This is a genomic window from Polynucleobacter sinensis (assembly GCF_001595985.1).
Taxonomy (GTDB): domain Bacteria; phylum Pseudomonadota; class Gammaproteobacteria; order Burkholderiales; family Burkholderiaceae; genus Polynucleobacter; species Polynucleobacter sinensis.
The window spans coordinates 115,201-141,826 of record NZ_LOJJ01000001.1 but is presented as its reverse complement, the minus strand read 5'-3'; the positions used below and the strand labels follow the sequence as shown (position 1 = coordinate 141,826).

At 46.4% G+C, this 26,626-nt stretch carries 29 protein-coding genes; 17 read left to right on the top strand and 12 right to left on the bottom strand.

The window, feature by feature from the left end; all coding sequences use genetic code 11:
• The first annotated feature begins 203 nt into the window (after nucleotides 1-203).
• On the top strand, nucleotides 204-1,301 hold the full coding sequence (locus tag AOB49_RS00755; RefSeq protein ID WP_062306733.1) for an amidohydrolase family protein: 1,098 nt from the start codon (nucleotides 204-206) through the stop codon (nucleotides 1,299-1,301).
• Here AOB49_RS00755 and AOB49_RS00750 read toward each other — a convergent pair.
• The 4 genes from AOB49_RS00750 to can are packed head-to-tail and all read right to left on the bottom strand — an operon-like array spanning nucleotide 1,298 to nucleotide 5,076.
• On the bottom strand, nucleotides 1,298-2,716 hold the full coding sequence (locus AOB49_RS00750) for a serine/threonine protein kinase (RefSeq protein WP_062306730.1): 1,419 nt from the start codon (nucleotides 2,714-2,716) through the stop codon (nucleotides 1,298-1,300). The genes AOB49_RS00755 and AOB49_RS00750 overlap by 4 nt on opposite strands.
• Before the next feature lie 7 nt (nucleotides 2,717-2,723).
• Entirely contained in the window at nucleotides 2,724-3,476 is a 753-nt protein-coding gene (locus tag AOB49_RS00745; protein WP_062306726.1) for a metallophosphoesterase family protein, read from the bottom strand.
• A gap of 38 nt (nucleotides 3,477-3,514) precedes the next feature.
• Nucleotides 3,515-4,402, bottom strand: a complete 888-nt coding sequence (locus tag AOB49_RS00740) for an LpxL/LpxP family acyltransferase (protein ID WP_062306723.1) — start codon at nucleotides 4,400-4,402, stop codon at nucleotides 3,515-3,517.
• Nucleotides 4,403-4,410: 8 nt separating this feature from the next.
• The gene (can, locus tag AOB49_RS00735) at nucleotides 4,411-5,076 is read right to left on the bottom strand and encodes a carbonate dehydratase (RefSeq protein WP_062306721.1); all 666 of its coding nucleotides are present in this window, start codon (nucleotides 5,074-5,076) and stop codon (nucleotides 4,411-4,413) included.
• 25 nt (nucleotides 5,077-5,101) lie between these two features.
• On the opposite strand from can, the gene AOB49_RS00730 reads away from it, so the two are divergent.
• Nucleotides 5,102-5,395 carry a DUF167 domain-containing protein gene (locus AOB49_RS00730; protein WP_062306718.1) on the top strand — a complete coding sequence of 98 codons (294 nt, stop codon included), beginning with the start codon at nucleotides 5,102-5,104 and terminating at the stop codon, nucleotides 5,393-5,395.
• 5 nt (nucleotides 5,396-5,400) lie between these two features.
• On the opposite strand, the gene AOB49_RS00725 is transcribed toward AOB49_RS00730, so the two are convergent.
• Nucleotides 5,401-6,303, bottom strand: a complete 903-nt coding sequence (locus AOB49_RS00725; protein WP_062306716.1) for an aspartyl/asparaginyl beta-hydroxylase domain-containing protein — start codon at nucleotides 6,301-6,303, stop codon at nucleotides 5,401-5,403.
• Nucleotides 6,304-6,433: 130 nt separating this feature from the next.
• On the opposite strand from AOB49_RS00725, the gene AOB49_RS00720 reads away from it, so the two are divergent.
• Nucleotides 6,434-6,799 (top strand): hypothetical protein, encoded by a 366-nt coding sequence (locus tag AOB49_RS00720; RefSeq protein ID WP_062307318.1) that lies wholly within the window; start codon nucleotides 6,434-6,436, stop codon nucleotides 6,797-6,799.
• A 76-nt stretch (nucleotides 6,800-6,875) separates the two neighbouring features.
• A complete protein-coding gene (locus AOB49_RS00715) occupies nucleotides 6,876-7,196 on the top strand; it encodes an HU family DNA-binding protein (RefSeq protein ID WP_143742185.1) in 321 nt (106 codons plus the stop codon).
• Nucleotides 7,197-7,251: 55 nt separating this feature from the next.
• Here the strand turns inward: AOB49_RS00715 and rodA are convergent, their stop codons facing one another.
• Genes rodA through AOB49_RS00690 form a run of 5 tightly spaced genes read right to left on the bottom strand, consistent with a single transcriptional unit; the run spans nucleotide 7,252 to nucleotide 12,820 of the window.
• A complete protein-coding gene (gene rodA, locus AOB49_RS00710) occupies nucleotides 7,252-8,403 on the bottom strand; it encodes a rod shape-determining protein RodA (RefSeq protein ID WP_062306714.1) in 1,152 nt (383 codons plus the stop codon).
• Nucleotides 8,385-10,292: a penicillin-binding protein 2 gene (mrdA, locus tag AOB49_RS00705; protein ID WP_062306712.1), complete on the bottom strand. Its 1,908-nt coding sequence runs from the start codon at nucleotides 10,290-10,292 to the stop codon at nucleotides 8,385-8,387. The genes rodA and mrdA overlap by 19 nt, the downstream gene beginning before the upstream one ends.
• A gap of 8 nt (nucleotides 10,293-10,300) precedes the next feature.
• Nucleotides 10,301-10,825, bottom strand: a complete 525-nt coding sequence (gene mreD / locus AOB49_RS00700; RefSeq protein WP_062306710.1) for a rod shape-determining protein MreD — start codon at nucleotides 10,823-10,825, stop codon at nucleotides 10,301-10,303.
• Entirely contained in the window at nucleotides 10,822-11,751 is a 930-nt protein-coding gene (gene mreC, locus AOB49_RS00695; protein ID WP_082784000.1) for a rod shape-determining protein MreC, read from the bottom strand. Before mreC ends, mreD begins: the two co-directional genes overlap by 4 nt.
• Nucleotides 11,752-11,776: 25 nt before the next feature.
• Nucleotides 11,777-12,820, bottom strand: coding sequence for a rod shape-determining protein (locus AOB49_RS00690; protein ID WP_015422176.1), 1,044 nt, complete (start codon nucleotides 12,818-12,820; stop codon nucleotides 11,777-11,779).
• Between the two features lie 62 nt (nucleotides 12,821-12,882).
• On the opposite strand from AOB49_RS00690, the gene gatC reads away from it, so the two are divergent.
• The 12 genes from gatC (at nucleotide 12,883) to AOB49_RS00630 (ending at nucleotide 24,224) form a co-directional block, all read left to right on the top strand.
• Nucleotides 12,883-13,176 carry an Asp-tRNA(Asn)/Glu-tRNA(Gln) amidotransferase subunit GatC gene (gene gatC, locus AOB49_RS00685; RefSeq protein ID WP_062306704.1) on the top strand — a complete coding sequence of 98 codons (294 nt, stop codon included), beginning with the start codon at nucleotides 12,883-12,885 and terminating at the stop codon, nucleotides 13,174-13,176.
• Nucleotides 13,173-14,690, top strand: a complete 1,518-nt coding sequence (gatA, locus tag AOB49_RS00680; RefSeq protein WP_062306702.1) for an Asp-tRNA(Asn)/Glu-tRNA(Gln) amidotransferase subunit GatA — start codon at nucleotides 13,173-13,175, stop codon at nucleotides 14,688-14,690. Before gatC ends, gatA begins: the two co-directional genes overlap by 4 nt.
• The gene (gatB, locus tag AOB49_RS00675) at nucleotides 14,690-16,159 is read left to right on the top strand and encodes an Asp-tRNA(Asn)/Glu-tRNA(Gln) amidotransferase subunit GatB (protein WP_062307317.1); all 1,470 of its coding nucleotides are present in this window, start codon (nucleotides 14,690-14,692) and stop codon (nucleotides 16,157-16,159) included. The genes gatA and gatB overlap by 1 nt, the downstream gene beginning before the upstream one ends.
• Nucleotides 16,160-16,182: 23 nt before the next feature.
• On the top strand, nucleotides 16,183-16,857 hold the full coding sequence (locus AOB49_RS00670) for a DUF484 family protein (protein WP_062306700.1): 675 nt from the start codon (nucleotides 16,183-16,185) through the stop codon (nucleotides 16,855-16,857).
• Nucleotides 16,838-17,848, top strand: coding sequence for a tyrosine recombinase XerC (locus AOB49_RS00665; protein ID WP_062306697.1), 1,011 nt, complete (start codon nucleotides 16,838-16,840; stop codon nucleotides 17,846-17,848). The genes AOB49_RS00670 and AOB49_RS00665 overlap by 20 nt, the downstream gene beginning before the upstream one ends.
• Nucleotides 17,849-17,911: 63 nt before the next feature.
• Nucleotides 17,912-18,976 (top strand): CobW family GTP-binding protein, encoded by a 1,065-nt coding sequence (locus AOB49_RS00660; protein ID WP_172793382.1) that lies wholly within the window; start codon nucleotides 17,912-17,914, stop codon nucleotides 18,974-18,976.
• Nucleotides 18,977-19,200: 224 nt separating this feature from the next.
• The gene (dksA, locus tag AOB49_RS00655; protein ID WP_062307316.1) at nucleotides 19,201-19,578 is read left to right on the top strand and encodes an RNA polymerase-binding protein DksA; all 378 of its coding nucleotides are present in this window, start codon (nucleotides 19,201-19,203) and stop codon (nucleotides 19,576-19,578) included.
• Between the two features lie 27 nt (nucleotides 19,579-19,605).
• A complete protein-coding gene (gene argB, locus AOB49_RS00650; RefSeq protein WP_062306692.1) occupies nucleotides 19,606-20,508 on the top strand; it encodes an acetylglutamate kinase in 903 nt (300 codons plus the stop codon).
• A gap of 21 nt (nucleotides 20,509-20,529) precedes the next feature.
• On the top strand, nucleotides 20,530-21,183 hold the full coding sequence (gene slmA, locus AOB49_RS00645) for a nucleoid occlusion factor SlmA (protein WP_062306689.1): 654 nt from the start codon (nucleotides 20,530-20,532) through the stop codon (nucleotides 21,181-21,183).
• Complete coding sequence (gene metX / locus AOB49_RS00640; RefSeq protein WP_062306686.1) at nucleotides 21,180-22,319, top strand: homoserine O-succinyltransferase MetX; 1,140 nt, start codon at nucleotides 21,180-21,182, stop codon at nucleotides 22,317-22,319. The genes slmA and metX overlap by 4 nt, the downstream gene beginning before the upstream one ends.
• Entirely contained in the window at nucleotides 22,316-22,897 is a 582-nt protein-coding gene (gene metW, locus AOB49_RS00635) for a methionine biosynthesis protein MetW (RefSeq protein WP_062306685.1), read from the top strand. The genes metX and metW overlap by 4 nt, the downstream gene beginning before the upstream one ends.
• Nucleotides 22,890-24,224, top strand: a complete 1,335-nt coding sequence (locus tag AOB49_RS00630) for an AmpG family muropeptide MFS transporter (protein WP_245640579.1) — start codon at nucleotides 22,890-22,892, stop codon at nucleotides 24,222-24,224. The genes metW and AOB49_RS00630 overlap by 8 nt, the downstream gene beginning before the upstream one ends.
• On the opposite strand, the gene AOB49_RS00625 is transcribed toward AOB49_RS00630, so the two are convergent.
• Complete coding sequence (locus tag AOB49_RS00625; protein ID WP_062306681.1) at nucleotides 24,217-24,999, bottom strand: exodeoxyribonuclease III; 783 nt, start codon at nucleotides 24,997-24,999, stop codon at nucleotides 24,217-24,219. The genes AOB49_RS00630 and AOB49_RS00625 overlap by 8 nt on opposite strands.
• 8 nt (nucleotides 25,000-25,007) lie before the next feature.
• Here AOB49_RS00625 and pyrE point away from each other — a divergent pair, with 8 nt between their 5' ends.
• Nucleotides 25,008-25,676, top strand: coding sequence for an orotate phosphoribosyltransferase (gene pyrE / locus AOB49_RS00620; protein ID WP_062306680.1), 669 nt, complete (start codon nucleotides 25,008-25,010; stop codon nucleotides 25,674-25,676).
• Nucleotides 25,677-25,716: 40 nt separating this feature from the next.
• Here pyrE and dapF read toward each other — a convergent pair whose 3' ends face one another.
• Nucleotides 25,717-26,571: a diaminopimelate epimerase gene (gene dapF, locus AOB49_RS00615; RefSeq protein WP_062307313.1), complete on the bottom strand. Its 855-nt coding sequence runs from the start codon at nucleotides 26,569-26,571 to the stop codon at nucleotides 25,717-25,719.
• Nucleotides 26,572-26,626: the final 55 nt, after the last annotated feature.

The following is a 26,626-nucleotide window of genomic DNA, read 5'->3' as shown; positions in this document are numbered from 1 at the left end:
TTATCAGTCAGTAGCCAATTGATTGCGTTGAAGATTATTTTGCTCTGCACAATAAGCATTGCTTGACAGTAAATTTTAAAGCTGATAATTTAAACAAGTGTTTAAAATTAGACCCTACCTCTTGAAAAGGGCGAGAGATTAAAGCCATTCTGAATGCTTCAGTTGCGCATTTAGCTTAAGAAGTCCTTTTAGGAGAGTCTCAAATGAATAGTCGTAGATCGTTTTTAAAAACTTCAGCAAAAGCACTCGGTGGATTAACTTTTTGTGGCTGTGGTTTATTGCATGCGGCGGAGCTACAAAATAAAGGCCCCAAGCGTATCACCCCTGTTTTTATTAATGGCAAAAGAATTAAGACAATTGATGTGCATTCTCACTGCCTTTTCCAGGATGCTATTGATCTCATGGGCGAGGAGGCCAAATCAGTGCCGCCACCAACAAAGGGCGTACCTGAACACTTCATTCAAATAGACGAGCGTATTAAAGCAATGGATGCCCAGGGCATTGATATGCAAGTCTTAAGTATTAATCCTTATTGGTACAGAAAAGATAGGGATACTGCGGCAGAAATATGTAGACTTAATAATTTGCATCTAGCTGAGTTGTGTGCGATGCGCCCAGATAAGTTTGCAGCCTTTGCTTCTCTAACGATGCAGTATCCAGATTTGGCTGTCCAACAGCTTGAGGACGCCGTCAAGAAATTGGGTTTACGGGGCGCCGCAATTGGCGGAAGTGTCTTGGGCCAGGATTTCGCAGATCCAAAATTTCATCCTGTATTGGCTAAGGCTCAAGAATTAAATGTGACGCTGTTCATTCACCCACAAAGCACCCCACAATTAGCCCAAAGATTTAAGGGGAATGGATGGATGTCAAATGTTGTAGGAAATCCTCTAGATACAACAATTGCTTTGCAGCATCTAATTTATGAGGGGGTGTTAGATAAGTATCCGCAATTGAAAGTATTGGCGGCACATGGCGGTGGATTCTTAGGCTCTTATGCCCCACGCATGGATCATAGCTGTTTTGTTTCCCCTCAAAATTGCAACCCAGATATTGTCCTTAAGAAAAAACCTACGGAATATCTAAATCAGCTGTATTTTGATTCGCTGGTATTTACTCCTGAGGCTCTTCGCCATTTAGTTGCCCAAGTTGGAGCAAGTCAGATTGTGATAGGCACTGATCACCCAATTCCTTGGGAAGAGTATCCGGTAGAGCATGTCATGAGTACGCCGGGTCTAAGCAATGCTGATCGTATTGCTATATTAGGCGGTAACGCGGCAAAGTTATTGGGTTTAAAAGCCTAGGTTCTAACAATGTGAACGCTGCAGGGGGCCTCTTCGACAATTTTTGTCATAGAGGTTCTCCAGGGCGTCACCTTGTTTGGTAGCTTATGGGATGCTCCGATCAAAATCAACGACGCATCATTGTCTTTAGCAAACTCCACAATGCGGGTGGCAGGGTCAAGCGCCTCTAGCACGTGATATGAAATTCTTTCTGGTGGCAACTTGAGTGGTTTAGCCCACTCCATTAGCTGAACAAGATGTCCGCGCACAATACCGCTGGCAGTTTCGTTTTCTTGGTTGCCTTCAAATGTAGGGGTGCTTGCGATTGTGCTGATGCAGACAAGGCGACTTTCGGGATAGGCGTGCAATAAATTTTTGGCTGTGGTTTGCATACGCTCCCGTAAATCTTCATCAGATTGACGCGTATCGATTGCGGCAATCATTAGGGGTGCGTCGTGATTACCCACGCTGGGCCGTGGGCTGGGTGAAGGCTCATACCCAGCTGCTCGAAACATGCGTTTGAGGTTTTCCCAGAAGCTTAAAGGGTCTACTCGATCGGCGCGCTCAGTGAGGGTCACGCTTTCATGGTCGCGTAAAACTTGGCGCAACCGGGCGGCGCTTTGATAGCGGTCAGCTGCACGCGGCTCAAGACAGCGCAGCACAACCTCTTGCAGCCAGCGAGGAATTTCTTTACGAATGGCACGCGGAGGAAATGCCTGTGCCCACATTCTTTTGCGTAACCCGCTCATGGATTGCGGATTGCCAAAAGGAAGTTCACCAGTCAGCATCTCATACATGATGACGCCAATAGAGAAAATATCGCTACGATAGTCAGATCGAATACCGGCAACCTGTTCGGGCGAAATATAAGGCGCTGAGCCAATACCTTTACGCATTTCTTCCGCAAGTAAATCAGGAAAGCGGGCGTGGTGAGAGAGGCCAAAATCAATGAGCGTCAGCTTGCCCTGGTCATTGATGAGAATATTTTCAGGCTTAATATCTAGGTGAATAGCATCCTGAGCATGCAAAGACTGAACTGCTTGCGCTAAGTCGGCGCCAATTCGCACGACTTCATCAATACTAAATTTTTTACCCTCTTGAATTAAATCCTCTAGTGGGCGACCCTCAACGCGTTCCATTGCAATATAGGGTCGTGTAGCCATATTGCCTGAGCCTAAGTATTTAGGCACATATGGACTCTTTAGGGAGCGCAATATTGTTAACTCAGTTTCAAAGCCAATTAAGCTTTCTACTGGTTGATCTCTACCAACTCTAGGAATTTTTAAAAGAATGGGCACATCAATGCCCTCTTTTGTTGCTGAAAATAGGCTCGCCATGCCGCCACGGTGAACCTCCTTTCCTAAGACAAATCCATCAACCACTTTACCTTCTTGGAAAATCTCATCAACGGCTTCAATATCAGTATTAATAGACATAAAGAAATTATTTGCCAGTAATTAGGCGATTAGCGAGATCTTCCGGCAGCCCCGCGCGACGTACTTTATCGGCAGCGGTGAAGTAGTCATATGGAGTGCGATGAAAGGTGAGCGTTTCTGATGCGGGCTCGAATATAGCGAAGCAGGCCGCTGGATTGCCATCTCTTGGTTGACCCAGTGATCCAACAATGCCAACCCACTGACGATGGCGCATGACAGGAACTTCATCGCCAGGGTGCGGAGCAAAGCGGATGAGTTTGCCGACAGCACTTTGATAGAAAAGTGCTTGTTCGTGGGCATGCCCCGCAAAGGTGTATGTTTTACCGGAATGCTGAACGCAGCGCCATGCGCTCATGCTGTCGGTAATGTAATTCCAATCAGAGGGATTGTGTGCAGAGGCATGGACAAAACAGATCTCCTCTTCTTTGACGATTAGAGGCAACTCTTTTAAGAACTGCACTTGCATCGAATTGAGTTGACCCTTAGTCCACTCAATTGCGGCATTCGCACTAGCATTCATGCGCGCCTGTCTATCTTCGAATATAGCCTCATCATGATTGCCTAGAAGCGCAATTGCCTTATTTGCTGCAACTAATTCGCCAATACGATCAATGAGCGCGCTAGGATCTGCGTTATAGCCAACGATATCCCCTAAAAAAATCATGCGAGTTACCCCAAGCTCTTTGGCTTGCTCCATGCAAGCATCAAAAGCTTCCAAATTGCTATGTAAGTCGGCAAACAACCCAATACGCTCAGTCATTCTTTAATGATAGGACAAAAGGGCTAATAGCAGAAGGGCTAATAAGGGCTTAGCTCGTCAAAAGGACGGTTTTTAAAACGCTTATGGACCCAGTAGTATTCTGCCGGCCTGAGCCGGATCTCTTTTTCAAAGAGGAGATTGAGTCTCGCTGTATCCGCTTGTGGGTCATCAGTCGGGAAATTTTCTAGGGGTTTGCTAATGGTGCAGACATAGCCAGCCCCATCCCCTTTAAGGGTAGTAGTCATCATGCAAACCTGTGCGCCAGTAATTTTGGCTAGTCGAGATACGGCGGTAATTGTATTGGTTTGAATGTCAAAAAACGGAACAAAAGTCGAGTCTTTGAGTCCGAGATCGATATCGGGCGCGATGATAATAAAGCTGCCCTTACGAATTTCCCGAATGAGTTCAAGAGAGTTGCCTTGGCGATCGATGGAGTTGCCACCAAATCGATTGCGCCACTCAATAATCTTTCGATTGAAGAAGGGATTTTTCATTCGCTGAAAAAATCCTGAGGTGCGTGGCCAACCCTTTTCTTTTGCAAGGGCGCTCAAAATAATGCTGCCCTCAATTCCAACGAAATGCATGTTGACCAAGATCCGAGGCTGCCTATCGGCGAGGTCGACCTCAGATTTCACTTCGATCATATCAGCGAGCTGTTTTTTGTCACCAAGCCAAATGATGCTTTTCTCAACTAAACTGCGTCCGAGCAATTGCCAATGTTTTTTGCTTAGCCGATCAATCTCAGTCGCGCTAAGCTCAGGAAAGCACAGGCGCAAATTAGTTTTTACAACTCGATTCCGCTCGCTGGGAATGAGGCTAGCCGCATAGCCGAGCGCATAGCCAATTGAAATTAGCAATTTGTACGGTAAAGCGACCAGAGATCTGAGGAGCACCACCCCAGAGTAATTAGAAATTGTTTTAAGCAAGGACTTGTTTATTCGGCGTTGTAGCGAGATAGGGATGTGGCGTAACGAATATTCATCTCTTCTGTAGAGCTGATGGACATCCCTAAATCATTGACCAGTCCAGTTTCAAGGCGATAGGCCCAGCCATGTACGGTTAACTCTTGACCTCTTGCCCATGCATCTTGAACGATGGTGGTTTCACAAACATTCACTACTTGCTCAATTACATTGAGCTCGCACAGCCGATCTTGTCGTTTTGGTGTGGGTAGCACATCTCCAAGATAGCGTTCATGTTTTTGGTGGACATCTTTTACATGACGTAGCCAATTGTCCGCCAAGCCCACGCGTCTATCCGTCAAGGCTGCATGCACACCAGAGCAGCCATAGTGACCCACTACCAATATATGTTTGACCTTTAATAAATCAATAGCAAATTGAATAACAGATAGGCAGTTCAAGTCTGTATGAACTACAACATTTGCGACATTACGATGCACAAATAATTCACCGGGGAGAAGATTGACGATATCGTTGGCGGGAACGCGGCTATCTGAACAGCCTATCCAAAGATACTCTGGCGCTTGTTGAGAAACGAGACGTTTAAAAAATTGAGCATCTTTAGCAACCATTGCCTCTGCCCACTCGCGATTATTGGCAAATAGCTGGTCTAAGGCATTAGAGTTCTTCATAATCATGGTTTGAGTTTAAAGTACTTTGATAATGCCCATTTGGTTAAAACAAACCCCCACCGGCATTGCCGTTAACATACATTGCCAGCCTGGCGCCAAGCAGACAAAGGTGGTTGGATTGCATGATGGCTGCCTCAAAATATCTCTCCAGGCTCCTGCATTGGAAAATAAGGCCAATGAGATGCTTTTATCCTGGCTTTCGAAGCAATTAAAGGTGCCTCAAAAACAAATTCAGTTTTTATCTGGGCAAAATAGTCGTAAAAAGCGCTTAGAAATCTGGGGTCCAATCACTCTAGAGCAAGTCATCGAAGCCTTAAATCCTTAGGGCTCCTACCAAAATATTGCCCACAAAATACCTAATATCAGTACCCATTTGCCAACATAGTAGGTGCTTCGATGTGTTGCTTTGAGTTTTTTGGCTTGGGCGCGTAAATGATAAAAATATTTAAAGAGAATATTCACAAAGCCCACTTTTTCACCTTCCACGTTTTGGGAAGAGGCAGCGCTCATGACATAGCGTCCAAACCAACGATTCAGGAGTTGCACTGGTTTGGTATAGACAGGGCGTTCAACGTCGCAAAATAGAACAATGCGTTGGTGATCTGTTTCATTGGCTGCGTAGTGAATGTATGTCTCATCAAACATCACTGGTTCGCCGTCTTTCCAGAAATAGCGCTCCCCATCAACATCAATAAAACACTTTGGGTCATTGGGGGTCACTAGGCCAATGTGATAGCGTAAAGATCCTGCATAGGGGTCGCGATGGCGCACCAAAGTGGCGCCTGGCGGGAGTGAGGCAAACATCGCCGCTTTCACTGATGGAATGGACTTTAGCAGGGCAACCGTCTTCGGGCAATTAGTTTGAGCTGAGGGCATCTCTTTGCCATACCAGTAAAGATGAAAACGCTTCCAGCCGGTCCTAAAGAATGAATTAAAGCCAATATCGTTATAGCCTGTTGCCGCAGCAATCGCCCCATCTGCATTTAAAGCAAGTGCTTCATCACGAATAACTTGCCAATTATCTTGAAGGACTTGCATTTCGGGAAATTCTCTTACGGGGATAAATGCTCCCGCTTTGGTTTTTGAGAATATGTACAAGAGGCTATTAATTGGTGCCAGGAGTACCTGGTAGTCCGTTAGAGAGCGAACTAAGCCAAAACGCACTTTGCCCCTGAAATAGACATAAACCGCCGAGACAACAAAGATTATAAAAATAATGTGACGTAGTTCCATGGGGGTTACCGATTAGCGTTAATACTGATATTTTAATTTGGATGGCAGGCCAATTGCTGTCTATTTTTGTAATGATTATGCTCAAATACTGATCAGGGCTAAATATGGCTTATTTGTTAAGGAAAATCGCATGAATGGATTCATAAAATGGCTTTTAAGCCTTGTATTGATTGGTTTGGCTGGTTTGGCGGCCTATACCTGGATTATGCTTAATTGGAGCTACGGTAGTGGTGAGCGTGCGGGATATGTGCAAAAGTTTTCTAATCGTGGATATTTATGCAAAACCTGGGAAGGCGAGCTTGCCATGGTATCAATGCCGGGGACTATGTCTGAAAAGTTCCTCTTTACGGTACGCGAAGATGCTGTGGCGCAAAAAATTAATGCGAATTTAGGTAAAAAAGTCGCATTAAAATATGATCAGCACATTGGGCTGCCAACAACTTGCTTCGGTGACACTGAGTATTTCGTATCGGATATCACCGTTTTGGAAGAGTAAAGGGTAGTAGGTAAAAAAATTGCTGTAACGCAGCTTTATTTTTATTATTTTTTGTGGTTAAAATCATGTAAGCGTAATGTGCGCTGACATCAATATCTATAAGGAGCTTCACTTGAACAAAGCAGAACTAATCGCAGCGATTGCTGACGATGCTGAGATCTCTAAAGCCAAAGCTGAATTTGCATTGAATTCTGCTATTGAGCAAATCATTAAAGCTGTTACTAAGGGCGATTCAGTTCAACTGATCGGTTTCGGTACTTTTGCTTCTGGTAAGCGCGCTGCACGTATGGGTCGCAACCCAAAAACTGGCGAGCCACTCAAAATTGCTGCTGCTAAAACTGTTAAGTTTTCTGCTGGTAAAGCATTTAAAGATTCAGTTAACAAGCGTAAGAAGTAATTTTTGCTTTGTTGATAAAAAAGCCCGGCATGCCGGGCTTTTTTATTGATATGCATTAACTTTGAACCAAGCGTCGGTGGCGATGGATGCTCATTAAAATTCCCGCACCAAAACCTAGGGTAACTAGGGCAGTGCCTCCGTAACTAATAAATGGTAGCGGAACCCCTACAACGGGGAGCAGACCGCTGACCATGCCAATATTCACAAATGCATAGGTAAAGAAAATCAGCGTTACTGATGCGCCTAGTAGGCGAGTAAATAAATTAGGCGCACTAGCCGAGATGGCTAAACCTCTTTTAATGAGCGCAAAAAATAGCGCTATGAGTACCAGATTACCGAGCAAGCCAAATTCTTCAGAGAAAACAGCGAAGACAAAGTCGGTATGTTTTTCTGGAATAAATTCAAGGTGTGTTTGCGTGCCCTGAAACCAGCCTTTGCCAAAAAATCCGCCAGAGCCGATTGCAATCATGGATTGGATGGTGTGAAATCCTTTTCCAAGCGGATCGCTGCTTGGGTCTAGTAATGTACAAACACGGTGCTTTTGATAATTGTGAACAAAGGGCCAAACAACATCATGTGCACAAATCGTATTGCCAAAAATAATAATGAGAAGGATGCCAAAGGCGCCGACACCAATGACCGGCACAATCCATTTCCAAGGTAGACCCGCCAGAATGATGACGTACATTCCAGCAGCAAAAACCAATAATGCAGTTCCTAGATCTGGCTGACGTGCAATTAGAAAAACAGGAAGCCCTAGAATGATCGCAGCCACTCCATAGTCCCAGGTTTTTTGAATGCCCTCGCGTTTTTGAAAGTACCAAGCAAGCATGAGCGGCATTGCAATCTTCATGATCTCAGAGGGTTGAATGACAAACCCAATATTGAGCCATCGTCTAGCTCCCTTTTTAATAAGTCCGAATGTGGCTACTGCAATCAGAAGAACAACGCCAATGCCATAGATCCAAACGGCTGCCATCTCTAGCCACTTCGGAGGAATGCGAGAGACAATCCACATCACTGCGAATGAGAGCGCTAAATTACGTAGCTCATCTTCAAATCGAACGGGCGTATTTTGACTTGCAGATAAAAATACAAAAAATCCAATAGCCGCTAAGCCAAGCAGGATAAGGCCCAGCTGTTTATCAAGGCCGCTGAATATACTGAATAAAATTTGCTTTGTTTTATTTATGGCACTCTTTTCCATTCAGGAATCTCCTTGGGCCATTTACCTTCAATATAAAAATCGAGCGCCTTTCTAGCAATCGGCGCAGCGTATTGAGCACCAAATCCCGCATTCTCTACCACCATTGCAATCACGATGGTGGGCTTATCTACGGGAGCAAACGCAATATATAAAGCATGATCACGCAAAAACTCAGCAGTAGAACCATGCTTATATTCTTTCGAATTCAAGCTAAACACTTGAGCTGTTCCAGTCTTTCCGCCAACTTGATATCCGGTACCTTTGAAAACAGCTGCAGAGGTTCCAGAATTATTTACTTCTAGCATTGCCTTTTTGATCACTTCAATATTTTCAGGGTTGAGGTCAATACGATAGCTTTCTTTGGGTGTGGTGAGCGCACGATGTCTAGTAAAGGGATCTTCAATTGCCTTAACCAAATGCGGTTTCATGACAATGCCATTGTTGGCGAGATTTGCCATCGCATGGGCTAACTGCAAAATCGTGAATGCGTTATATCCCTGACCAATTCCAAGAGAGATCGTTTCTCCTTCATACCATTTTTGTTGCTCTGGTTTTTTGAAGGTATTTTTTTTCCATTCGGTTGATGGGAGCACGCCTTTGGATTCTCCCTTTAGATCGATGCCCGTGATTTGACCAAAACCAAATGGTTTCATAAAGTCATGCATCATGTTCACGCCCATATCTCGCGCAAGCATGTAGTAGTAGGTATCACAAGACTCAACGATGGACTTTTGCATATCGACAATGCCATGCCCACCTTTTTTATCATCACGAAAGGTGTGATTACCAAAATCAAAGTAACCTGGATCAGAAATCGTTTGCGATGGCGTGCGCTTTTTTGTTTCCAAGGCTGCGAGCGCCATAAACGGTTTGTAAGTAGATCCAGGCGGATAAATGCCCTTGAGTGGGCGGTTATAAAGTGGTTTTTGTGGAGAGTCGTTTAGTTCTTTCCAGGTAACCGCATCAATGCCTTCAACAAAATCATTTGGATTGAAATTGGGCTTTGATACAAACGCCAGAATATCGCCGGTTTCGGGCTCGATTGCAACAAATGCTCCGCGGAAATTTCCGTAGAGTTGCTCTACCAAATATTGCAGCTTGATATCAACGGATAGAACAATATTTTTACCTGGTATTGAAGGTGAGCTTGAGAGGGTCCGCACAGGCTTGCCGCCTGCAGTAATTTCTACTTGATCATATCCAGGTGTTCCGCGCAGAACATTTTCGTAGCTTTGCTCTAAACCAATCTTTCCAACATACTGGATGCCAGGCAAAAAAGAGGTCTGCAATGCATCGGGATCATCTGCTTTTGAGTTCTCAATTTCAGCCTGCATTCGCTCCTTATCTTTTTGGGAGACGCGTCCAATGTAGCCAATTAGGTGCGAAGCAAGTTCGTTATAGGGGTACTCTCGGAAGCTCCTGGCCCTGATTTCTACACCTGGAAAGCGGTATCGGTTGGCCATGAATCGGGCTGTTTCCGCCTCTGTCAGCATGGATCGAAGTGGAAAAGTGCCCATTTTTCGGGAATCTTCCAAAGAACGCTTGAAATTACGACGATCTCTTGGAGAAATCAGCACAATTTTAGAGAGCTCATCAATTAACTCATCAACATTACCTTTGATTTCCTCGGCATTGACATCTAAGGTAAGGGCCGAATAGTTTCTGCCAATTACTATGCCATTACGATCAATCAGAAGGCCTCGGTTGGCTGGTGCTGGCACCAGAGCAATGCGATTGTTTTCCGCAAGTAAGGCATATTTGCCATGGCTAACGAGCTGAAGCCAAACTAGTCGTGTGACAAGCAATAAAAAACAAAATGTAACAAATACTGTTGCAATATGAATACGCTCTTGAAAAGAGTCGAGATCTGGTTTTTTAAAAGAAACCATGCCGCAACCTACAGAGGTCGATTGTGATCAACGTCAATGGGGCGACGTTGGGGCGATAGCAATATGCGGGTTGCAATTGGCCATAACATTGCCTCAATACATGCTTGGATTGCGCCTGTGAGCGCCCACCAGTAAATATCGCCACTCAGTATCCAGTGGGCAAGCACTGGAAATAATGAGACCAATAAGAAGATTGGTAAAAGGTGCAGTGCTTGAGTTAGCACTGAAAGAGCAATGATGCGGCGATGCCACGAAATTGCAAGATAGGCAACCAATGAGTAGCTAAATGCGTGAAGACCTAGAAGGTCTGAGTTGTGGACGTCCATGAGTAGGCCAAGAATAAAGGCGATCATGACGCCGACAAAACGGTGTTGATGAATATTCCAAAAGATAATGCAAATAATGAGCCAGTCTGGTGCCCAGCTGTAATTGCCAATTGGCAAAAGGTTTAGTAGCAATGCGCACAATAAGCTGAAATAAATAAAGACGGGGTTGACCGGGCGAAGAATGTAGCCGCTCTGAAAATCAATCATTGCATACCTCGCGTGCGAGTTTGGCGACGGCCGGGAGTATTTGTTTGAGATGCTCCTGGTTTATCAGGCGTTGTTGATGCTTTGGCGTCCCATTGCGGATCGTAAAGCAATGCTAAAGCTTGGCGATAGCGATTCACTGGCGCGACTGGTACGCAAAAAACATTAGAAGAATTTTTGTCTGCGTTACGCTCAATGCGACTGATGACGGCAACTGCAAATCCTGGAGGGTAAACACCGTCGATACCAGAAGTGATGAGCACATCGCCAACCTCGAGGTCGCTAGCTACCGGAAGATAGCGAAGTTCTAGTGGGTTACCTCGTCCCGCACCAAATACAGCTGCTCTCAGGCCGTTACGTGCCACCTGAACTGGAACCGCAAAGTCGCGATCTTCAAGTAGTGACACTTCGGCGGAGTGGTCGTAGATCCGCACGACTTGACCCAAGATGCCTGAGTCATTTGCAATCGGATTACCAAGCTTGAGGCCATCATTACTGCCGCGATTGATAACAATGCGTTGTGAAATTGGATTTGGTGGATTAAATAAGATTTCAACGGGAAGAGTTTTAAACGGAGTGTGCTTTTGCAGGTCCATCAGTTGACGCAAGTTTTGATTTTCCACTAGAAGAAACTCAGACTGATTTGCAAGCAATGACAGCTCAGCTTGGCGAACTTTCATTTCTTGATTTTCTTTATCAAGAGTTCCACGAGTCGTGAAATATTCTGATGTGAATTCGTATGCATTGCGGGGCATCATCATCACGTACTCGAGTGGACGCAATAACCAATTGACGTTATTGCGAATTGGATCAAGCGCTTTAAAGCGAAAATCGATCAACATCAATGCGATGCTGATCGATAGACAGACGATCAGTTTGACTAAAGCCGGAACGCCTTGTCTGAAAAGTGGAGGAGCGCTATGTTGCAATTCCCTAATCGACGTTTTAAGTCAATTACTCTTGTGAGAAGACGCCGCCCAACTTGTCCATGCGCTCTAAAGCAATACCGCAACCACGCGCGACGCAAGTGAGGGGATCTTCTGCAACATGAATTGGGAGGCCTGTTTCTTCAAGAAGCAAGCGATCAAGATCCCGTAGTAAAGCGCCGCCGCCAGTGAGCATCATGCCGCGCTCAGCGATATCGGATGCGAGCTCGGGAGGAATTTGTTCGAGCGCTGCTTTTACTGCGGTGACGATTTGATTCAATGGATCAGTTAAGGCTTCGAGCACTTCATTGCTTGTTACAGTGAAGCTACGTGGAATACCTTCGGAAAGATTGCGGCCCTTTACTTCCATCTCACGGACTTCTTGACCAGGGAATGCAGAGCCAATTGTTTTCTTGATCAGCTCGGCAGTTTGCTCGCCGATTAACATGCCATAGTTACGACGAATGTAGTTGGTGATTGCTTCATCAAACTTATCACCACCAACACGAACAGAGCCCTTGTAAACCATGCCACCTAACGACATCACGCCAACTTCAGTTGTGCCGCCACCAATGTCAACAACCATGGAACCCGCTGCCTCAGAAACCGGCAGGCCTGCACCAATTGCTGCAGCCATTGGCTCTTCAATTAAAAATACTTGTGATGCTCCTGCGCCCAATGCAGACTCACGAATCGCACGACGTTCAACCTGAGTCGAGCCGCAAGGAACGCAAATGATGATGCGAGGGCTTGGCTTGAGGAGCTTGCTCTCGTGCACCATTTTGATAAATTGCTTGAGCATTTGCTCAGTGATGGTGAAATCGGCAATAACGCCGTCTTTCATTGGGCGAATCGCCTCAATATTTCCGGGAACACGCCCCAACATCGCTTTTGCCTCTTTTCCAACCGCCAAAATGGTTTTTTTGCCATTTGGACCGCCTTCTGTGCGAATTGCCACAACTGAGGGTTCATCAAGCACAATACCTCGTTCACGCATGTAAATTAGAGTGTTGGCGGTGCCCAGGTCGATGGCCAGGTCATTAGAAAAGTAGCTGCGGAAAAAACCAAACATGATGTAGTGGGAAAATAAGTAAGTGTTAAAAAATATATATAGGAATGATACTCTAGCGCCCCATGAAACTTGATGATGTCCAGCGCATTGCGCACCTTTCCAGCCTTGAGTTAAATCGGGCTGAAGCCGAGGCAGTTTTGCCCCAATTACAGGCCATTTTTGCCCTGGTTGAGGAAATGCAAGCTGTCGATACAAGCGGGCTTGAGCCTTTGGCTCACCCTATTCTCTTTTTGCGTGACTTAGCTCAGCCTTTGCGAACGGATGCGGTTACTGAGTCTGATCAGCGCGCCGAAAACATGCAATCTGCCCCTGCGGTGCAGGATGGCTATTTCTTGGTTCCTAGGGTGATCGAATGAGCTGGAATCAAACCCCTATCGCATTAATGGCAAAAGCTCTGGCTGCCAAAGAGGTCTCCAGTACCGAGCTGACAAAGTACTTTTTAGACCGGATTGAGGCTGGAAAGCACTGGAATGCATACCTTGATGTAAGTGCTCACTTAAGCTTAGATCAAGCATCTAAAGCTGATGCACTATTGGCATCTGGAAAAGGCGGCAAATTGACCGGCATCCCTGTTGCGCATAAGGATGTTTTTGTTACGCGTGGCTGGAAGTCCACAGCGGCTTCAAAAATGCTCGATGGTTATCTCAGCCCTTTTGATGCCACGGTGGTTGCCAATCTCGGAATCCCAAGCGCAGAAAATCCAAATGGCGCTGGCATGGTTTGCTTAGGCAAAACGAATATGGACGAGTTCGCCATGGGCTCCTCTAATGAAAATTCAGCTTATGGACCAGTCTTAAATCCCTGGAATTCTGAATATGTAGCTGGTGGTTCATCAGGCGGTTCTGCCGCTGCGGTTGCAGCTGGTTTGGCTCCAATCGCTACTGGTACGGACACTGGGGGCTCCATTCGTCAGCCAGCAGCATTCTGTGGTCTTACAGGTATCAAGCCCAGTTATGGACGCGTTTCGCGCTACGGGATGATTGCCTATGCCTCTTCTTTGGATCAGGCAGGCCCAATGGGCAAGACCGCTGAAGACTGCGCTCTTTTGCTTACGGCAATGTCCTCGCACGATCCTCGCGATTCAACTTCTTTAGCAGATTCTGGTGAAGATTACGGCCGCTATCTTGCTCAGCCTTGGAAAGAAGGCAATACAAACTCCGCAAAACCATTAGAAGGTCTTCGCGTCGGGTTGCCAAAAGAGTTTTTTGCAGAGGGTTTGGCGCAGGATGTGGCCAAATCGGTTAACGCTGCGGCAAAAGCTTTGCAGGATTTAGGTGCGCAGTTGGTGGATGTCAGTCTGCCAAAAACGAAGCTATCGATACCGGTTTATTACGTATTAGCTCCCGCAGAGGCATCAAGTAATTTAAGTCGCTTTGATGGTGTCCGATACGGACATCGTGCGCATGAGTATCGCGATTTATCGGATATGTATAAGAAGTCACGCACAGAAGGTTTCGGTGCCGAAGTGAAGCGTCGCATCATGATTGGCACTTATGTACTGTGCCATGGCTATTACGACGCCTACTATCTGCAGGCACAAAAAATTCGTCGAATTATTGCTGCAGATTTTCAGGCGGCGTTTGAAAAATGCGACGTGATCCTGGGGCCTGTAGCTCCTGATGTTGCATGGCGATTGGGTGAGAAATCAAAAGATCCTGTGCAGATGTATTTAGAGGATATCTATACGCTCTCAACTAATTTAGCTGGATTGCCGGCAATGAGTGTGCCCTGCGGATTTAGTGGTAATAATTTACCTATTGGCATGCAATTAATTGGCAACTATTTTTCAGAAGCGCGCTTACTACAAGTGGCACATCAATATCAGCAGGCTAGTGATTGGCATCTGCGTCAAGCAAGCGAGGTGGCATGATGCAATGGGAAGTCGTTATTGGTCTAGAGACTCACGCGCAACTGCAAACGCAATCAAAAATTTTTAGTGGCGCTAGTACACGCTTTGGCGCTGCTCCTAATACACAGGCCTGTGTAGTTGATTTGGCTTTACCGGGTGTGCTGCCAGTACTCAATCGTCAAGCGGTGGAGCATGCGATCCGATTTGGTTTGGCAGTTGGCGCACAGATTTCGCCCGCTAGTATTTTTGCGCGTAAGAATTATTTCTATCCTGACTTACCCAAGGGATATCAAATTAGTCAATTTGAAAAGCCTGTGGTGATTGGTGGCCATGTGGAAATTTTGGTAGGCGACGAGGTCAAGGTTGTTGAGCTTACTCGCGCGCACATGGAAGAGGATGCGGGTAAATCTGTTCATGAGGAAGGTTTTATTGGTCCGCATGGTGAAGCATCAAGCGGCATTGATTTAAATCGTGCCGGCACCCCATTGTTAGAAATCGTCACTGAGCCAGTCATGCGTAGCGCTGCCGAGGCAGTTGCTTACGCAAAAGCTTTGCACACCTTAGTTGTATGGCTTGGTGTATGCGATGGCAATATGCAGGAAGGATCGTTCCGTTGTGACGCCAACGTTTCTGTTCGTCCGATGGGGCAAAAAGAGTTCGGGACGCGTTGTGAGATCAAAAATTTGAATTCATTCCGCTTTTTAGAAGAAGCGATTCAGTATGAGGTACGTCGTCAAATTGAGTTGATTGAGGATGGCGGCACAGTCGTGCAAGAAACACGCCTGTACGATCCTGATCGTCAAGAAACGCGCAGCATGCGTAGTAAAGAAGATGCAAACGACTACCGCTATTTCCCGGATCCGGATTTATTGCCAGTTGTGATTGATGACGCATGGATTGCTGATGTGCGTAGCAAGATGCCCGCTTTACCAGCACAGCTTCGTGAGCAGTGGCAAGGTGAATTTGGCTTAAGCGCTTACGATTCGCAATTACTCACGCAAGATCGCGACACTGCGAAGGTATTTGAAGAGTTGCTAACTATTGTTGGCAAACCTTTGGCAAAGGCCGCTGCGAATTTGATTGCCGGTGAATTTGCTTCATCCTTGAATCGAGCGGGCATTGCCACTGCAGATGCACCCTTGAAGGCGGGGCATTTGGCGCCATTGTTGACGCGTGTGGCTGACGGTACTATTTCGAACAAAATTGCAAAAGACATCTTTGCCATGCTGTGGGAAGAGGCTGTTGCAGGCAAGGCAATAAGCACAGTTGATCAAATCATTGATGCGAAAGGTTTAAGGCAAATTAGTGATAGTGGTGAGCTTGAGGCCATGATTGATAAGGTGTTGGCGGCCAACGAGAAATCCGTTGAAGAATTCCGTTCTGGCAAGGAAAAGGCCTTTAATGCTTTGGTGGGGCAAATCATGAAGGCCTCTCAAGGTAAGGCTAATCCAGGCCAAGTCAACGAGCTGCTTCGCAAAAAGCTGAGCTAAGAATTTAAACAAGAAAGAGACACATGAGCGCGATTGATCCTAAGCAAGCTGAGCAAGAAGAGTTGGTGGCGGAGTGGTTGCGCGCCACACCAGGCTTCTTTGATCGTTATGCCGATCTGTTTAATGAGATTCGTATAAAGCATCCACACGAGGATCGTGCGATCTCTTTGCAGGAGCGACAAATGACGATGTTGCGCACGCAAAATCAAGAGCTCAATCGCCGTCTCAGTGAAATGCTGCACTTTGGTAGTCGCAATGATAAAACGCAACAAAGTTTGGTGGCTTGGCTATTGCGTTTAATGCGCGCTAATAATAAGGCTGATGTCGAGGCGGCGGTAACAATAGGTTTAGCGGAAGTATTTGAGGTGGAATCTGCACAACTTCTCGCACCTAATCCTGCGTTTGGACCGTGGGTTGATACGCCGTTGTGTGGTTCGGCAAAAGAGCTTACCTCTGCCAGCGTTGATTTGCTTGCAACGCAAGTCAAGATTGATTCTGAGTGGCAAAGTATGGTTGCTATTGGATTGCCATTAGGCAAAAGTCTTGGAACGGTTCAATCTCCAGCGGTTTTGCTCTTGGCTAGTAAAGATGAATCACGCTTTACCGCTGATATGGGCGCATTCTATTTGCGGCAGATTGCCGAATTAACCGCTGCAGCTTTGGATCGTATCCAGGCTTATGAGTCAAGCGCCAACTGAGCTGCACCCCCTGATTCGGGAGTATTTGCATGAGCTGCATGTTCTAAGGCAGCTCTCTTCGCATACGCTAAAAGCGTATCGGATGGATTTGACTGAGCTCCAGGCTTTTGCAGAATCCGATTCTGTTGAGTTATTAAAAGTGACAAATGCTCACGTGCGCCGTTGGGCTGGGCGCATGCATTCCAAAGAGAAATCCTCTCGCACTATTTCTAGGGCACTTTCTGCTTGGCGTGGTTGGTATGACTGGTTGACAGAAAAAGATACGCGTCGTGATGCGCAAGTGGGGCGCGTAACCGCAAATTTGCCTGCCAATCCGGTAGATGATGTGAAAGCGCCAAAGCGACTCAAATCCTTACCCAAGGCCCTGTCTGTAGAACAGGCGCTGTCCTTAGTTAATCAAGCGGTTAAAGAGGCGGACGAAAAGAAAGATTTAGAAACTGTGCGTGATGCAGCCATCATTGATTTGCTGTATTCCTCGGGCCTACGTCTATCGGAGCTCTTGGGTATTGATGCAGTGCAGAGCAAAGATCGGCAACAGGAATCGGCGGGCTGGCTCGATTGGGATGCTGCAGAGGTGACTGTTTTGGGTAAGGGAGGAAAGCGTCGCTCAGTTCCGATTGGCGGCCCCGCAATGCAATCCTTGAGGGTTTGGCGCGAAATTCGAGATCAGGCGCAGCGGGCCGGCCAAGCTCAATCCTCTAATGCCTTGTTTATATCAACTAAAGGCGCCCGCTTATCCCCTCGTACCGTTCAGGCACGCTTACGCACCTTGGCGATGAGGGCGGGGTTGCCAACCCATGTTCACCCACATATGATGCGCCACAGCTTTGCTAGCCATGTCCTGCAGTCATCTCAAGATTTGCGTGCAGTTCAGGAGATGTTGGGGCACGCTAGTATTGCCAGCACCCAGATTTATACCTCCTTGGATTTCCAGCACCTAGCTCAGGCATACGATAAAGCCCATCCCCGCGCAAAGGCTGGCAAAGGCTGAGGAACTCGGTAAGATAGAAGGTTTCCCGCTTGGGGAATGTATTGATAGATTTTGAATGGATCGATTATGGCGTTAATTCCAGTAACAATTCTTACAGGCTTTCTAGGTAGCGGTAAAACGACCCTGCTTAAACATATTTTGACTGAGCAGCATGGCAAGAAAATTGCCGTGATTGAGAATGAGTTCGGCGAAGAAAACATTGATAACGATATTTTGGTTCAGGACAATCAAGAAAATATTGTCCAGATGAGCAATGGTTGTATTTGTTGCACGATTCGTGGCGACTTGGTTGAGGCGCTTAATGAGCTGTGGGAACAGCGCAAAGATAAAAAAATCAGCTTTGATCGAGTAGTCATAGAGACTACTGGGGTGGCTAATCCTGGCCCTGTAGCACAGACCTTCTTTATGGATGATGATGTTGCAGACCACTATGTGTTGGATGCGGTGGTAACGCTAGTCGATGCTAAACATGGGCAACAACAGCTCACCGAGCATGAGGAGGCGCAACGCCAAGTAGGTTTTGCAGATCAAATTTTTATTACTAAGACAGATTTGGTAACGCAGGCTGAGGTAGATGCATTGCGCGCCCGCCTAATGCACATGAATCCCCGAGCACCTATTCAGGGAATCTCTAAGGGGGTGGTGCCCTTGGATGCCGTTTTGGACCTCAAAGGCTTTAATTTGAATGCAAAGCTGGATATTGACCCTCATTTTTTAGAGCAAGAAGATCACGACCACGCCAATTGTGGTCATGATCATAGTCATGACCACCATGATCACAGTGCCTGTGGCCACGATCATAGTCACGACCATCATGGCCATGCTGGACATACAGACCGCATTCAATCCTTTGTTTTTCGTAGTGATAAACCCTTTGATCATAAAAAATTGGAAGACTTCCTGGGGGGCATTTTGGAGGTCTTTGGGGAGAAGATGTTGCGGTATAAAGGAGTGCTGTATGTGAAGGGCAGCAACCGGAAAGTCGTGTTTCAGGGCGTGCATCAGATGATGGGAAGCGATTTGGCAGGTTTATGGGGTGCTGAGCCTAAGCAAACCCGTATGGTCTTTATTGGCATAGATTTGCCTAAGGACACCTTGCTGGCTGGGCTTGAGGGCTGTTTGGCCTAGAAAATATCAAGTACAATCCGGCGCCACGGTCAATATTGGTAAATATTGACAAAAGGGCCGTAAAACTTTGGCAGAATGAAGCAATAATGGTTTAGATCCATGGAAAGAATGAAATGACTGTAAAAACACCAACGAAATCTTCGGCTACAGCAAAAGCGCCTAGTAAGGCTGCAAGTGCAAAAGCTGCCAAGGGTGCCCCTTTAACAGAGGCTGAATTGCTCAAGATGTCCGAAAAGGACTATATGAATGCTGCTCAGCTAGATTTTTTCCGCCAGAAGCTATTGACCTTAAAAGACGACATTCTGAAAAATGCTTCTGAAACTACGGAGCATTTGCGTGAAAACATTTTGGTTCCTGATCCAGCGGATCGCGCAACCATTGAAGAAGAGCATGCTCTTGAGTTGCGCACTCGCGATCGTGAGCGCAAGTTGTTGAAGAAAGTTGAGCAGGCTTTAGCGCGTATTGAGTCCGGTGATTACGGATGGTGCGAGGAAACTGGTGAGCCAATTGGATTAAACCGTTTAATTGCTCGTCCTACCGCCAATCTTTCTCTCGAGGCGCAAGAGCGTCGCGAGCTACGTCAAAAATTGTTTGGCGATTAATTTACTAGAACCTAATTACAAGTAGCAATGACTAAGCAATCTCCATCTATTAGCGAAATCCCTCCGATATTGAAGGCGGAGATTTTGGCTGAGGCTTTGCCTTACATCCGCGCTTATCACGGCAAAACCATTGTCATTAAGTACGGTGGAAATGCAATGGTTGAGGAGCGCCTTAAAGAAAGCTTTGCGCGCGACGTTATTTTGCTGAAGTTAGTGGGCATGAATCCTGTGGTCGTTCATGGCGGTGGCCCACAAATTGATGAGGCCCTTAAAAAGATTGGTAAGACCGGTACCTTTATTCAAGGTATGCGCGTAACCGATGAAGAGACCATGGAAGTGGTGGAGTGGGTTCTCGGTGGTGAAGTGCAGCAAGATATCGTGATGTTGATTAACCACTTTGGTGGTCAGGCTGTTGGCTTGACTGGTAAGGATGGCGGCTTGATTCGTGCTAAGAAAATGTTAGTGGCTGACGAGAAAAAGATTGGTAGCACAATCGACCTGGGCTTTGTTGGTGAAATCGAGGCGATCAATCCAGCGGTTGTAAAAGCCTTGCAGGATGATGCATTTATTCCCGTGATCTCTCCTATTGGATTTAGCGAGGAAGGTCAGGCATACAACATTAATGCAGACTTAGTTGCTGGCAAGATGGCAGAAATTTTGCATGCTGAGAAACTAGTCATGATGACCAATATTCCTGGTGTCATGGATAAAAATGGCACCCTCTTAACTGATCTCACGGCACGCGAGATTGATGGCTTGTTTGCTGACGGCACCATTTCGGGCGGTATGTTGCCGAAGATTTCTTCAGCTCTAGATGCGGCAAAGAGCGGTGTGAACTCAGTTCATATTATTGATGGACGTATTGAGCACTCACTGTTGTTGGAGATTCTGACTGAGCAAGCTTTTGGAACAATGATTCGTTCGCGTTAAGAGTGAACAAGAGGCAAATACATGCGCGATTCCTTAGAGCCCACATCCGAAGTTGAAACTAGTGTTGCGGATGCAACCAAGGCGCGTAAGCGCCCACGCCCAGGTGAGCGTCGCCTGCAGATTCTCCAAGTACTGGCAGAAATGTTGCAAAACCCCAAGGGTGAACGCGTTACCACAGCGGCATTAGCTGCAAAAATTCAGGTATCAGAAGCGGCACTTTATCGTCATTTCGCCAGCAAAGCGCAAATGTTTGAAGGCCTCATTTCTTTCATTGAGCAAACCGTGTTTGGTTTAATCAATCAGATCAATCAAAAAGAAGAGTCTGGACTTGCGCAGGCGCGCGGTATTTTGCAGATGCTATTGTTTTTTGCGGAAAAAAATCCTGGAATGACTCGTGTCCTATTGGGCGATGCTTTGCTTCAGGAAGATGATCGTCTGCAAGAGCGTATTACTCAGGTGCTTGATCGTGTCGAGGCTTCCCTAAAGCAGGCTTTGCGTATTGCTCAAACTCAAGGCGGTACTTGGGCAAGCGTTAGTCAGGATGAGGTTAGCGTGCGAGCCGCGATGTTGATGAGTTGTGTTTTGGGCCGCTGGCATCGATTTGCGCGCAGCGGCTTTAAGAAGCTTCCAACCGATGCCTCTGATATTAGCCTTCGCATTCTTCTGTCCGAATGAGCGAGCTACACCTCTCTAGAAATACCATCCACTTTGCCGAGCCCTTGCCTTTGCAAAGTGGCGCCATATTATCCGGCTATGATTTAGTGATTGAAACGTATGGCAAGCTTAATGCTGACAAGAGCAATGCCGTTTTAGTTTGTCATGCATTAAATGCATCACATCATGTGGCGGGACCAAGCCCCGATGATCCAAAGGACATTGGATGGTGGGACAACATGATTGGCCCCGGTAAGCCCGTGGATACCGATCACTTCTTTGTCATTGGTGTTAATAATTTAGGCTCCTGTTTTGGGTCTACTGGGCCAATGAGCGTTAATCCTGCTACTAACAAGCCTTATGGGGCAGACTTTCCGGTGGTTACTGTTGAAGATTGGGTGAACACGCAGGCGCGCTTGGCCGATAAGTTAGGGATTCGCCGCTTCGCTGCAGTGATGGGCGGTAGCTTGGGAGGCATGCAGGCGCTTGCCTGGTCAATTCAGTTTCCAAAGCGCGTAGAGCATTGCTTGGTAATTGCATCCACGCCAAAATTAAGCGCCCAGAATATTGCCTTTAATGAAGTCGCTCGTAATGCAATTTTGTCTGATCCTGATTTTCATGGTGGGAACTACTATGAACATGGAGTAGTCCCAAAACGTGGACTGAGATTGGCGCGTATGGTTGGCCATATTACATATTTATCTGACGATGACATGGCGGAGAAATTCGGGCGAGAGTTACAGCGCCCCAATGGTGAGCCACAAGATTACCGATTTAGTTTTGATGTGGAATTTGAGGTTGAGAGTTACCTACGTCACCAAGGGGATAAGTTCTCCACGTATTTTGATGCCAATACTTATTTGCTGATTACTAGGGCGCTAGATTATTTCGATCCCTCGCGTCGCTATGGTGGCAGTCTTAATCGCGCATTGGCTGAAGTGCAGTCCAAGTTTTTGGTGGTGAGTTTTTCGACTGATTGGCGCTTTCCGCCAAACCGTAGCCGTGAAATCGTCGAATCTTTGCTAAGCAATAAGAGCGAGGTGAGTTACGCAGAAATCGATGCGCCACATGGTCACGATGCCTTCTTATTAGATGATCCGCGCTATCACAATTTGATCCGGGCATATTTCGAACAAATACTAGAGGCTAAATCATGAAGCGCGCAGATTTTGCAGCAATTGCCAGCTGGATTGCGCCTAATAGCGAGGTGCTTGACCTTGGCTGTGGTGATGGTAGCTTCTTGGAGTATTTGCAAAAACAAAAGCCAGTACATGCATACGGTGTTGAGATTGATGATGCCCGTGTACTTTCTTGTGTTCAAAAAGGCCTGAATGTAATTCAGCAGAATTTGGAAGGCGGATTGGCGCTTTTTGAAAACAATAGTTTTGATACGGTGGTCTTGTCTCAGACTTTGCAAACTATTCATGAAACTGAAAAGATTTTGCGCGAAGTAGTTCGTGTTGGAAAAGAATCAATCGTGTCTTTTCCAAATTTTGGGCATTGGTCTCATCGACTTGCCGTAGGGCTTGGTCATATGCCAGTGTCAAAAAGTTTGCCATATCAGTGGTACAACACGCCGAATGTCCGCGTCCTAACTGTGGCTGATTTTGAAAAACTAGCCTCAAGCTTGGGGCTAAAGATTTTGGATCAATGCATTTTGCATGAGGGGCGGCGGGTTACCTTAATGCCCAATCTTTTTGGAAGTTTAGCGTTATTCCGCGTACGTCGTGCTTAGCGCTCTTCAGTCCTGGCTAAAAGATTTTCGGGTATATCTCGAATGGCCTTGTTTGCGGATGCTATTTTTAGGTTTTTCCGCGGGCCTTCCCCTTCTTCTCATCTTGGGTACGCTGAGCTTTTGGCTGAGGGAGGCGGGCATTGATCGCAGCACGATTGGTTATCTCACTTGGGTTGGTTTGATTTATGCAGTGAAGTGGATGTGGGCACCATTGGTTGATCGTCTACCCATTCCTCTGCTGACCCAGTTCTTTGGTAGACGGCGCAGTTGGTTATTGCTTTCGCAGCTCATTATCATTCTGGGGCTTCTTGGGATGGCTAGCATTGATCCTCAGGTGCAGCTCACTCCAATTGTCTGGTGCGCACTATTGGTGGCTTTTGGTTCTGCCACACAAGATATTGCTCTCGATGCGTTCCGCATTGAATCGGCTGATAGCGATCATCAGGCCGCCTTGGCTGCAACATATCAAACGGGTTACCGGCTTGCTTTGATTTGGTCGGGCGCTGGCGTGCTCTGGCTTGCCGCTCGAGTTGAAGTAGGTGCGGGCTCTTATGATGCAAGCGCTTGGCAGTTTGCATATTTATGCATGGCGCTTTCTATTGGTGTAGGTGTGGTGACTACTTTATTTAGTAAAGAACCTATACGTGTTGAGCTGGCCAAAGCACGAAACGCTAGAGCATGGCTACATCAAACTTTGATTGAGCCATTTGCCGATTTCATTAAACGCTATGGTTGGCATGCTATTTTAATTTTGTCTTTGATCGCAATCTATCGGATAAGCGATGTAGTGATGGGCATTATGGCCAACCCTTTTTATGTAGACATGGGTTACACCAAAGATGAAGTTGCGGCAGTAAGCAAGGTATTTGGTGTGGTGATGACTCTGGTAGGCGCTTTTGTTGGGGGCGTACTGACGCTCCGATTTGGAGTAATGCGTATTCTGTTTTTGGGTGCGATATTGTCGGCGGTAAGCAATCTATTATTTGCCTGGTTAGCGACCCGAGGCCATGACTTGCATGGCTTAGTCTGGGTAATCTCTGCTGATAATTTGAGCTCAGGCATAGCTAGCGCCGCATTTATTGCTTTCTTATCTTCATTGACCAATATTCAATACTCAGCAACCCAGTACGCTTTATTTAGCTCCATGATGTTGCTAATGCCAAAATGGCTAGCGGGATTTTCTGGAGTATTTGTGAATACCTTTGGTTATGAAGCATTCTTTGTATCCACCGCAATTATTGGCGCGCCTGTTTTAATCCTGATTTGGCTCAGCATTCATCTTAAGGTGATTGAATTCAAAAAACACGATTCGCAATTGGCTAAATAGACCAGTCATAATCAACTGTTAAGGGTGCATGATCTGAGAAGCGTTCAGTCTTATAGACATTAGCGTGTTTAGCGCTGGCAGCAATTCCTGGTGTGGTGATGTGGTAATCAATACGCCAACCTACATTCTTTGCATATGCTTGACCACGATTACTCCACCAGGTGTAGCAAGCATCGCTAGCCTCGGGCTCTAATTTTCGATACACATCTACATACCCGACTTTATCAAACAGATTAGTGAGCCATGCACGCTCCTCTGGCAAGAATCCTGAATTTTTGAGATTGCCTTTCCAGTTCTTTAGGTCAATTTCATGGTGGGCAATGTTGACATCACCACACAACACAATCTCGCGCCCCGATTTTTTTAGTTCTATCAGATGAGGCAAAAAAGAATCTAGATAGCGATATTTAGCCTCTTGTCTTTCTGGGGAGCTAGATCCCGAAGGCATATATACAGAAATCACTGAAAGTCTCTTGAATCTTGCTTCTACATAGCGACCTTCAGCATCGAATTCCTCGTTTCCATAGCCATAAAGTACTTCATCTGGCTTATGTGGGGTGTAAATTCCACAACCGCTGTAGCCTTTTTTCTCGGCATGATGAAAGAAGCCATGGAGTCCATCGGGGTTCAGAATGGCATCTTCTAGGTCGTCTTGTTGCGCTTTGAGTTCTTGCATGCAAACGAAGTCCGCCTTCTGTTTGATGACCCAAGGCATAAAGCCTTTTTTGACTGCGGAACGAATGCCGTTGAGATTGGCAGAAATGATGCGTAACATATAGGCCTATGAGCTCAAAAAATTCTAATCAAGAAAACTTTATTCGTTTTGCCTTGGAGGCAAATGTTTTGTCGTTTGGGGAGTTTAAAACTAAAGCGGGTCGTCTTTCCCCTTATTTTTTTAATGCAGGCGGATTTAATGATGGCGCTCGTTTAAGCGCTCTAGGTCGCTATTACGCTAAAGCCTTGCAGGAATCTGGCATTGAGTACGACATGCTTTATGGCCCGGCCTATAAAGGCATCACTTTGGCGGCCGCCACTGCCATTGCATTGGCGGATGCGGGCCGTAATGTGCCTTACGCTTATAACCGTAAAGAAGTTAAAGATCATGGCGAGGGTGGCTCTTTAGTGGGCGCCCCCGTGAAAGGCAAAGTCATCATTATTGATGATGTGATTTCTGCCGGAACTTCAGTAAGGGAGTCTGTGTCATTAATTCGCGCGGCAGGGGCAGAGCCAGCCGCAGTCTTAATTGCATTGGACCGCATGGAGAAGTCTGGCACTGCAACGGAGATTGGAGATAAGTCTGCAGTTCAGGCGGTTGAGCAAGAATTCGGATTACCAGTGATAGCTATAGCCAACTTGGCTGACTTAATGAATTTTTTAACGGTATCTAGCGATGTCCAGCTGACGAACTACCTACCAGCAGTAAGCGCCTACCGCAAAAAGTACGGTATTTGATCTTAAGGGACCCGCCGAGCAGAAGAGAGCGGAGCGCTCTCTAGATGCTAACTTCACCTTTAAAGACTGTAATCGCTGGGCCGGTCATGATGACTGGCGTCGGCACGTCATTGGAGATGCCGCCCCAGGAAATTTGTAGGTCGCCTCCACGTGTATGCACTTTGACTGGCGAGTCTAGTAGTCCGCGACGAATTCCTGAGACCACGGCAGCACATGCGCCCGTTCCACAGGCAAGAGTTTCACCTGCGCCACGCTCATATACACGCAGTTTTATTTCATTACGACTAAGGATTTGCATGTAACCCGCATTCACTTTCTTTGGAAATGCGGCATGCCGTTCGATCGCAGCACCTTCCTCTGTGACTGGTGCGCTTTCTATATCTTCAATCACTTGAACAGCATGTGGGTTACCCATTGAAATTGCAGCGACCCAACTATCATGAGTGGCTGGCGCATTAAGCGGTAGCGCATAAAGCATTTCATGAAATTCTTGTTTGCTTGCTAATCCGCTCGCATCAAATGGAATCTTGCTAGGCTCAAAAATTGGCGCGCCCATATCTACTTCGACTTGTCCGTCTTCATGAGATTTGAGTGTGAGGATGGTGTGTGCCACTTCAACACGTAACGGATTTTTGTTTGATAGACCTTGGTCTAGTACAAAGCGTACAAAGCAGCGCGAACCATTGCCACATTGTTCAACTTCACCACCGTCTGAATTAAAAATGCGATAACGAAAATCCGCATCGGGCCGAGTCGATTTTTCGACCAATAAGATTTGGTCAGCCCCAATGCCAAATTGACGATGAGCTAGTTTTTGCCATTGCTCGCGAGTGATGTCGCTTAAGTCTTGGTCAATGCCATTGAGCACAATGAAATCATTGCCAGCACCATGCATTTTGGTGAAGCGTAGCTTTCTTGCTGTCTTGGTTAAATTTGTGCTCAAAAGAATT

What these genes read in the sequence shown, in the direction of transcription:
- AOB49_RS00755 (WP_062306733.1), top strand. Translation starts at nt 204, where the DNA reads ATGAATAGTCGTAGATCGTTTTTAAAAACTTCAGCAAAAGCACTCGGT.
- AOB49_RS00750 (WP_062306730.1), bottom strand. Translation starts at nt 2,716, where the DNA reads ATGTCTATTAATACTGATATTGAAGCCGTTGATGAGATTTTCCAAGAA.
- AOB49_RS00745 (WP_062306726.1), bottom strand. Translation starts at nt 3,476, where the DNA reads ATGACTGAGCGTATTGGGTTGTTTGCCGACTTACATAGCAATTTGGAA.
- can (WP_062306721.1), bottom strand. Translation starts at nt 5,076, where the DNA reads ATGATTATGAAGAACTCTAATGCCTTAGACCAGCTATTTGCCAATAAT.
- AOB49_RS00730 (WP_062306718.1), top strand. Translation starts at nt 5,102, where the DNA reads ATGCCCATTTGGTTAAAACAAACCCCCACCGGCATTGCCGTTAACATA.
- AOB49_RS00725 (WP_062306716.1), bottom strand. Translation starts at nt 6,303, where the DNA reads ATGGAACTACGTCACATTATTTTTATAATCTTTGTTGTCTCGGCGGTT.
- AOB49_RS00720 (WP_062307318.1), top strand. Translation starts at nt 6,434, where the DNA reads ATGAATGGATTCATAAAATGGCTTTTAAGCCTTGTATTGATTGGTTTG.
- AOB49_RS00715 (WP_143742185.1), top strand. Translation starts at nt 6,876, where the DNA reads ATGTGCGCTGACATCAATATCTATAAGGAGCTTCACTTGAACAAAGCA.
- rodA (WP_062306714.1), bottom strand. Translation starts at nt 8,403, where the DNA reads ATGGAAAAGAGTGCCATAAATAAAACAAAGCAAATTTTATTCAGTATA.
- mrdA (WP_062306712.1), bottom strand. Translation starts at nt 10,292, where the DNA reads ATGGTTTCTTTTAAAAAACCAGATCTCGACTCTTTTCAAGAGCGTATT.
- mreD (WP_062306710.1), bottom strand. Translation starts at nt 10,825, where the DNA reads ATGATTGATTTTCAGAGCGGCTACATTCTTCGCCCGGTCAACCCCGTC.
- AOB49_RS00690 (WP_015422176.1), bottom strand. Translation starts at nt 12,820, where the DNA reads ATGTTTGGTTTTTTCCGCAGCTACTTTTCTAATGACCTGGCCATCGAC.
- gatC (WP_062306704.1), top strand. Translation starts at nt 12,883, where the DNA reads ATGAAACTTGATGATGTCCAGCGCATTGCGCACCTTTCCAGCCTTGAG.
- gatA (WP_062306702.1), top strand. Translation starts at nt 13,173, where the DNA reads ATGAGCTGGAATCAAACCCCTATCGCATTAATGGCAAAAGCTCTGGCT.
- gatB (WP_062307317.1), top strand. Translation starts at nt 14,690, where the DNA reads ATGCAATGGGAAGTCGTTATTGGTCTAGAGACTCACGCGCAACTGCAA.
- AOB49_RS00670 (WP_062306700.1), top strand. Translation starts at nt 16,183, where the DNA reads ATGAGCGCGATTGATCCTAAGCAAGCTGAGCAAGAAGAGTTGGTGGCG.
- AOB49_RS00665 (WP_062306697.1), top strand. Translation starts at nt 16,838, where the DNA reads ATGAGTCAAGCGCCAACTGAGCTGCACCCCCTGATTCGGGAGTATTTG.
- dksA (WP_062307316.1), top strand. Translation starts at nt 19,201, where the DNA reads ATGTCCGAAAAGGACTATATGAATGCTGCTCAGCTAGATTTTTTCCGC.
- argB (WP_062306692.1), top strand. Translation starts at nt 19,606, where the DNA reads ATGACTAAGCAATCTCCATCTATTAGCGAAATCCCTCCGATATTGAAG.
- slmA (WP_062306689.1), top strand. Translation starts at nt 20,530, where the DNA reads ATGCGCGATTCCTTAGAGCCCACATCCGAAGTTGAAACTAGTGTTGCG.
- metX (WP_062306686.1), top strand. Translation starts at nt 21,180, where the DNA reads ATGAGCGAGCTACACCTCTCTAGAAATACCATCCACTTTGCCGAGCCC.
- metW (WP_062306685.1), top strand. Translation starts at nt 22,316, where the DNA reads ATGAAGCGCGCAGATTTTGCAGCAATTGCCAGCTGGATTGCGCCTAAT.
- AOB49_RS00625 (WP_062306681.1), bottom strand. Translation starts at nt 24,999, where the DNA reads ATGTTACGCATCATTTCTGCCAATCTCAACGGCATTCGTTCCGCAGTC.
- pyrE (WP_062306680.1), top strand. Translation starts at nt 25,008, where the DNA reads ATGAGCTCAAAAAATTCTAATCAAGAAAACTTTATTCGTTTTGCCTTG.
- dapF (WP_062307313.1), bottom strand. Translation starts at nt 26,571, where the DNA reads ATGCATGGTGCTGGCAATGATTTCATTGTGCTCAATGGCATTGACCAA.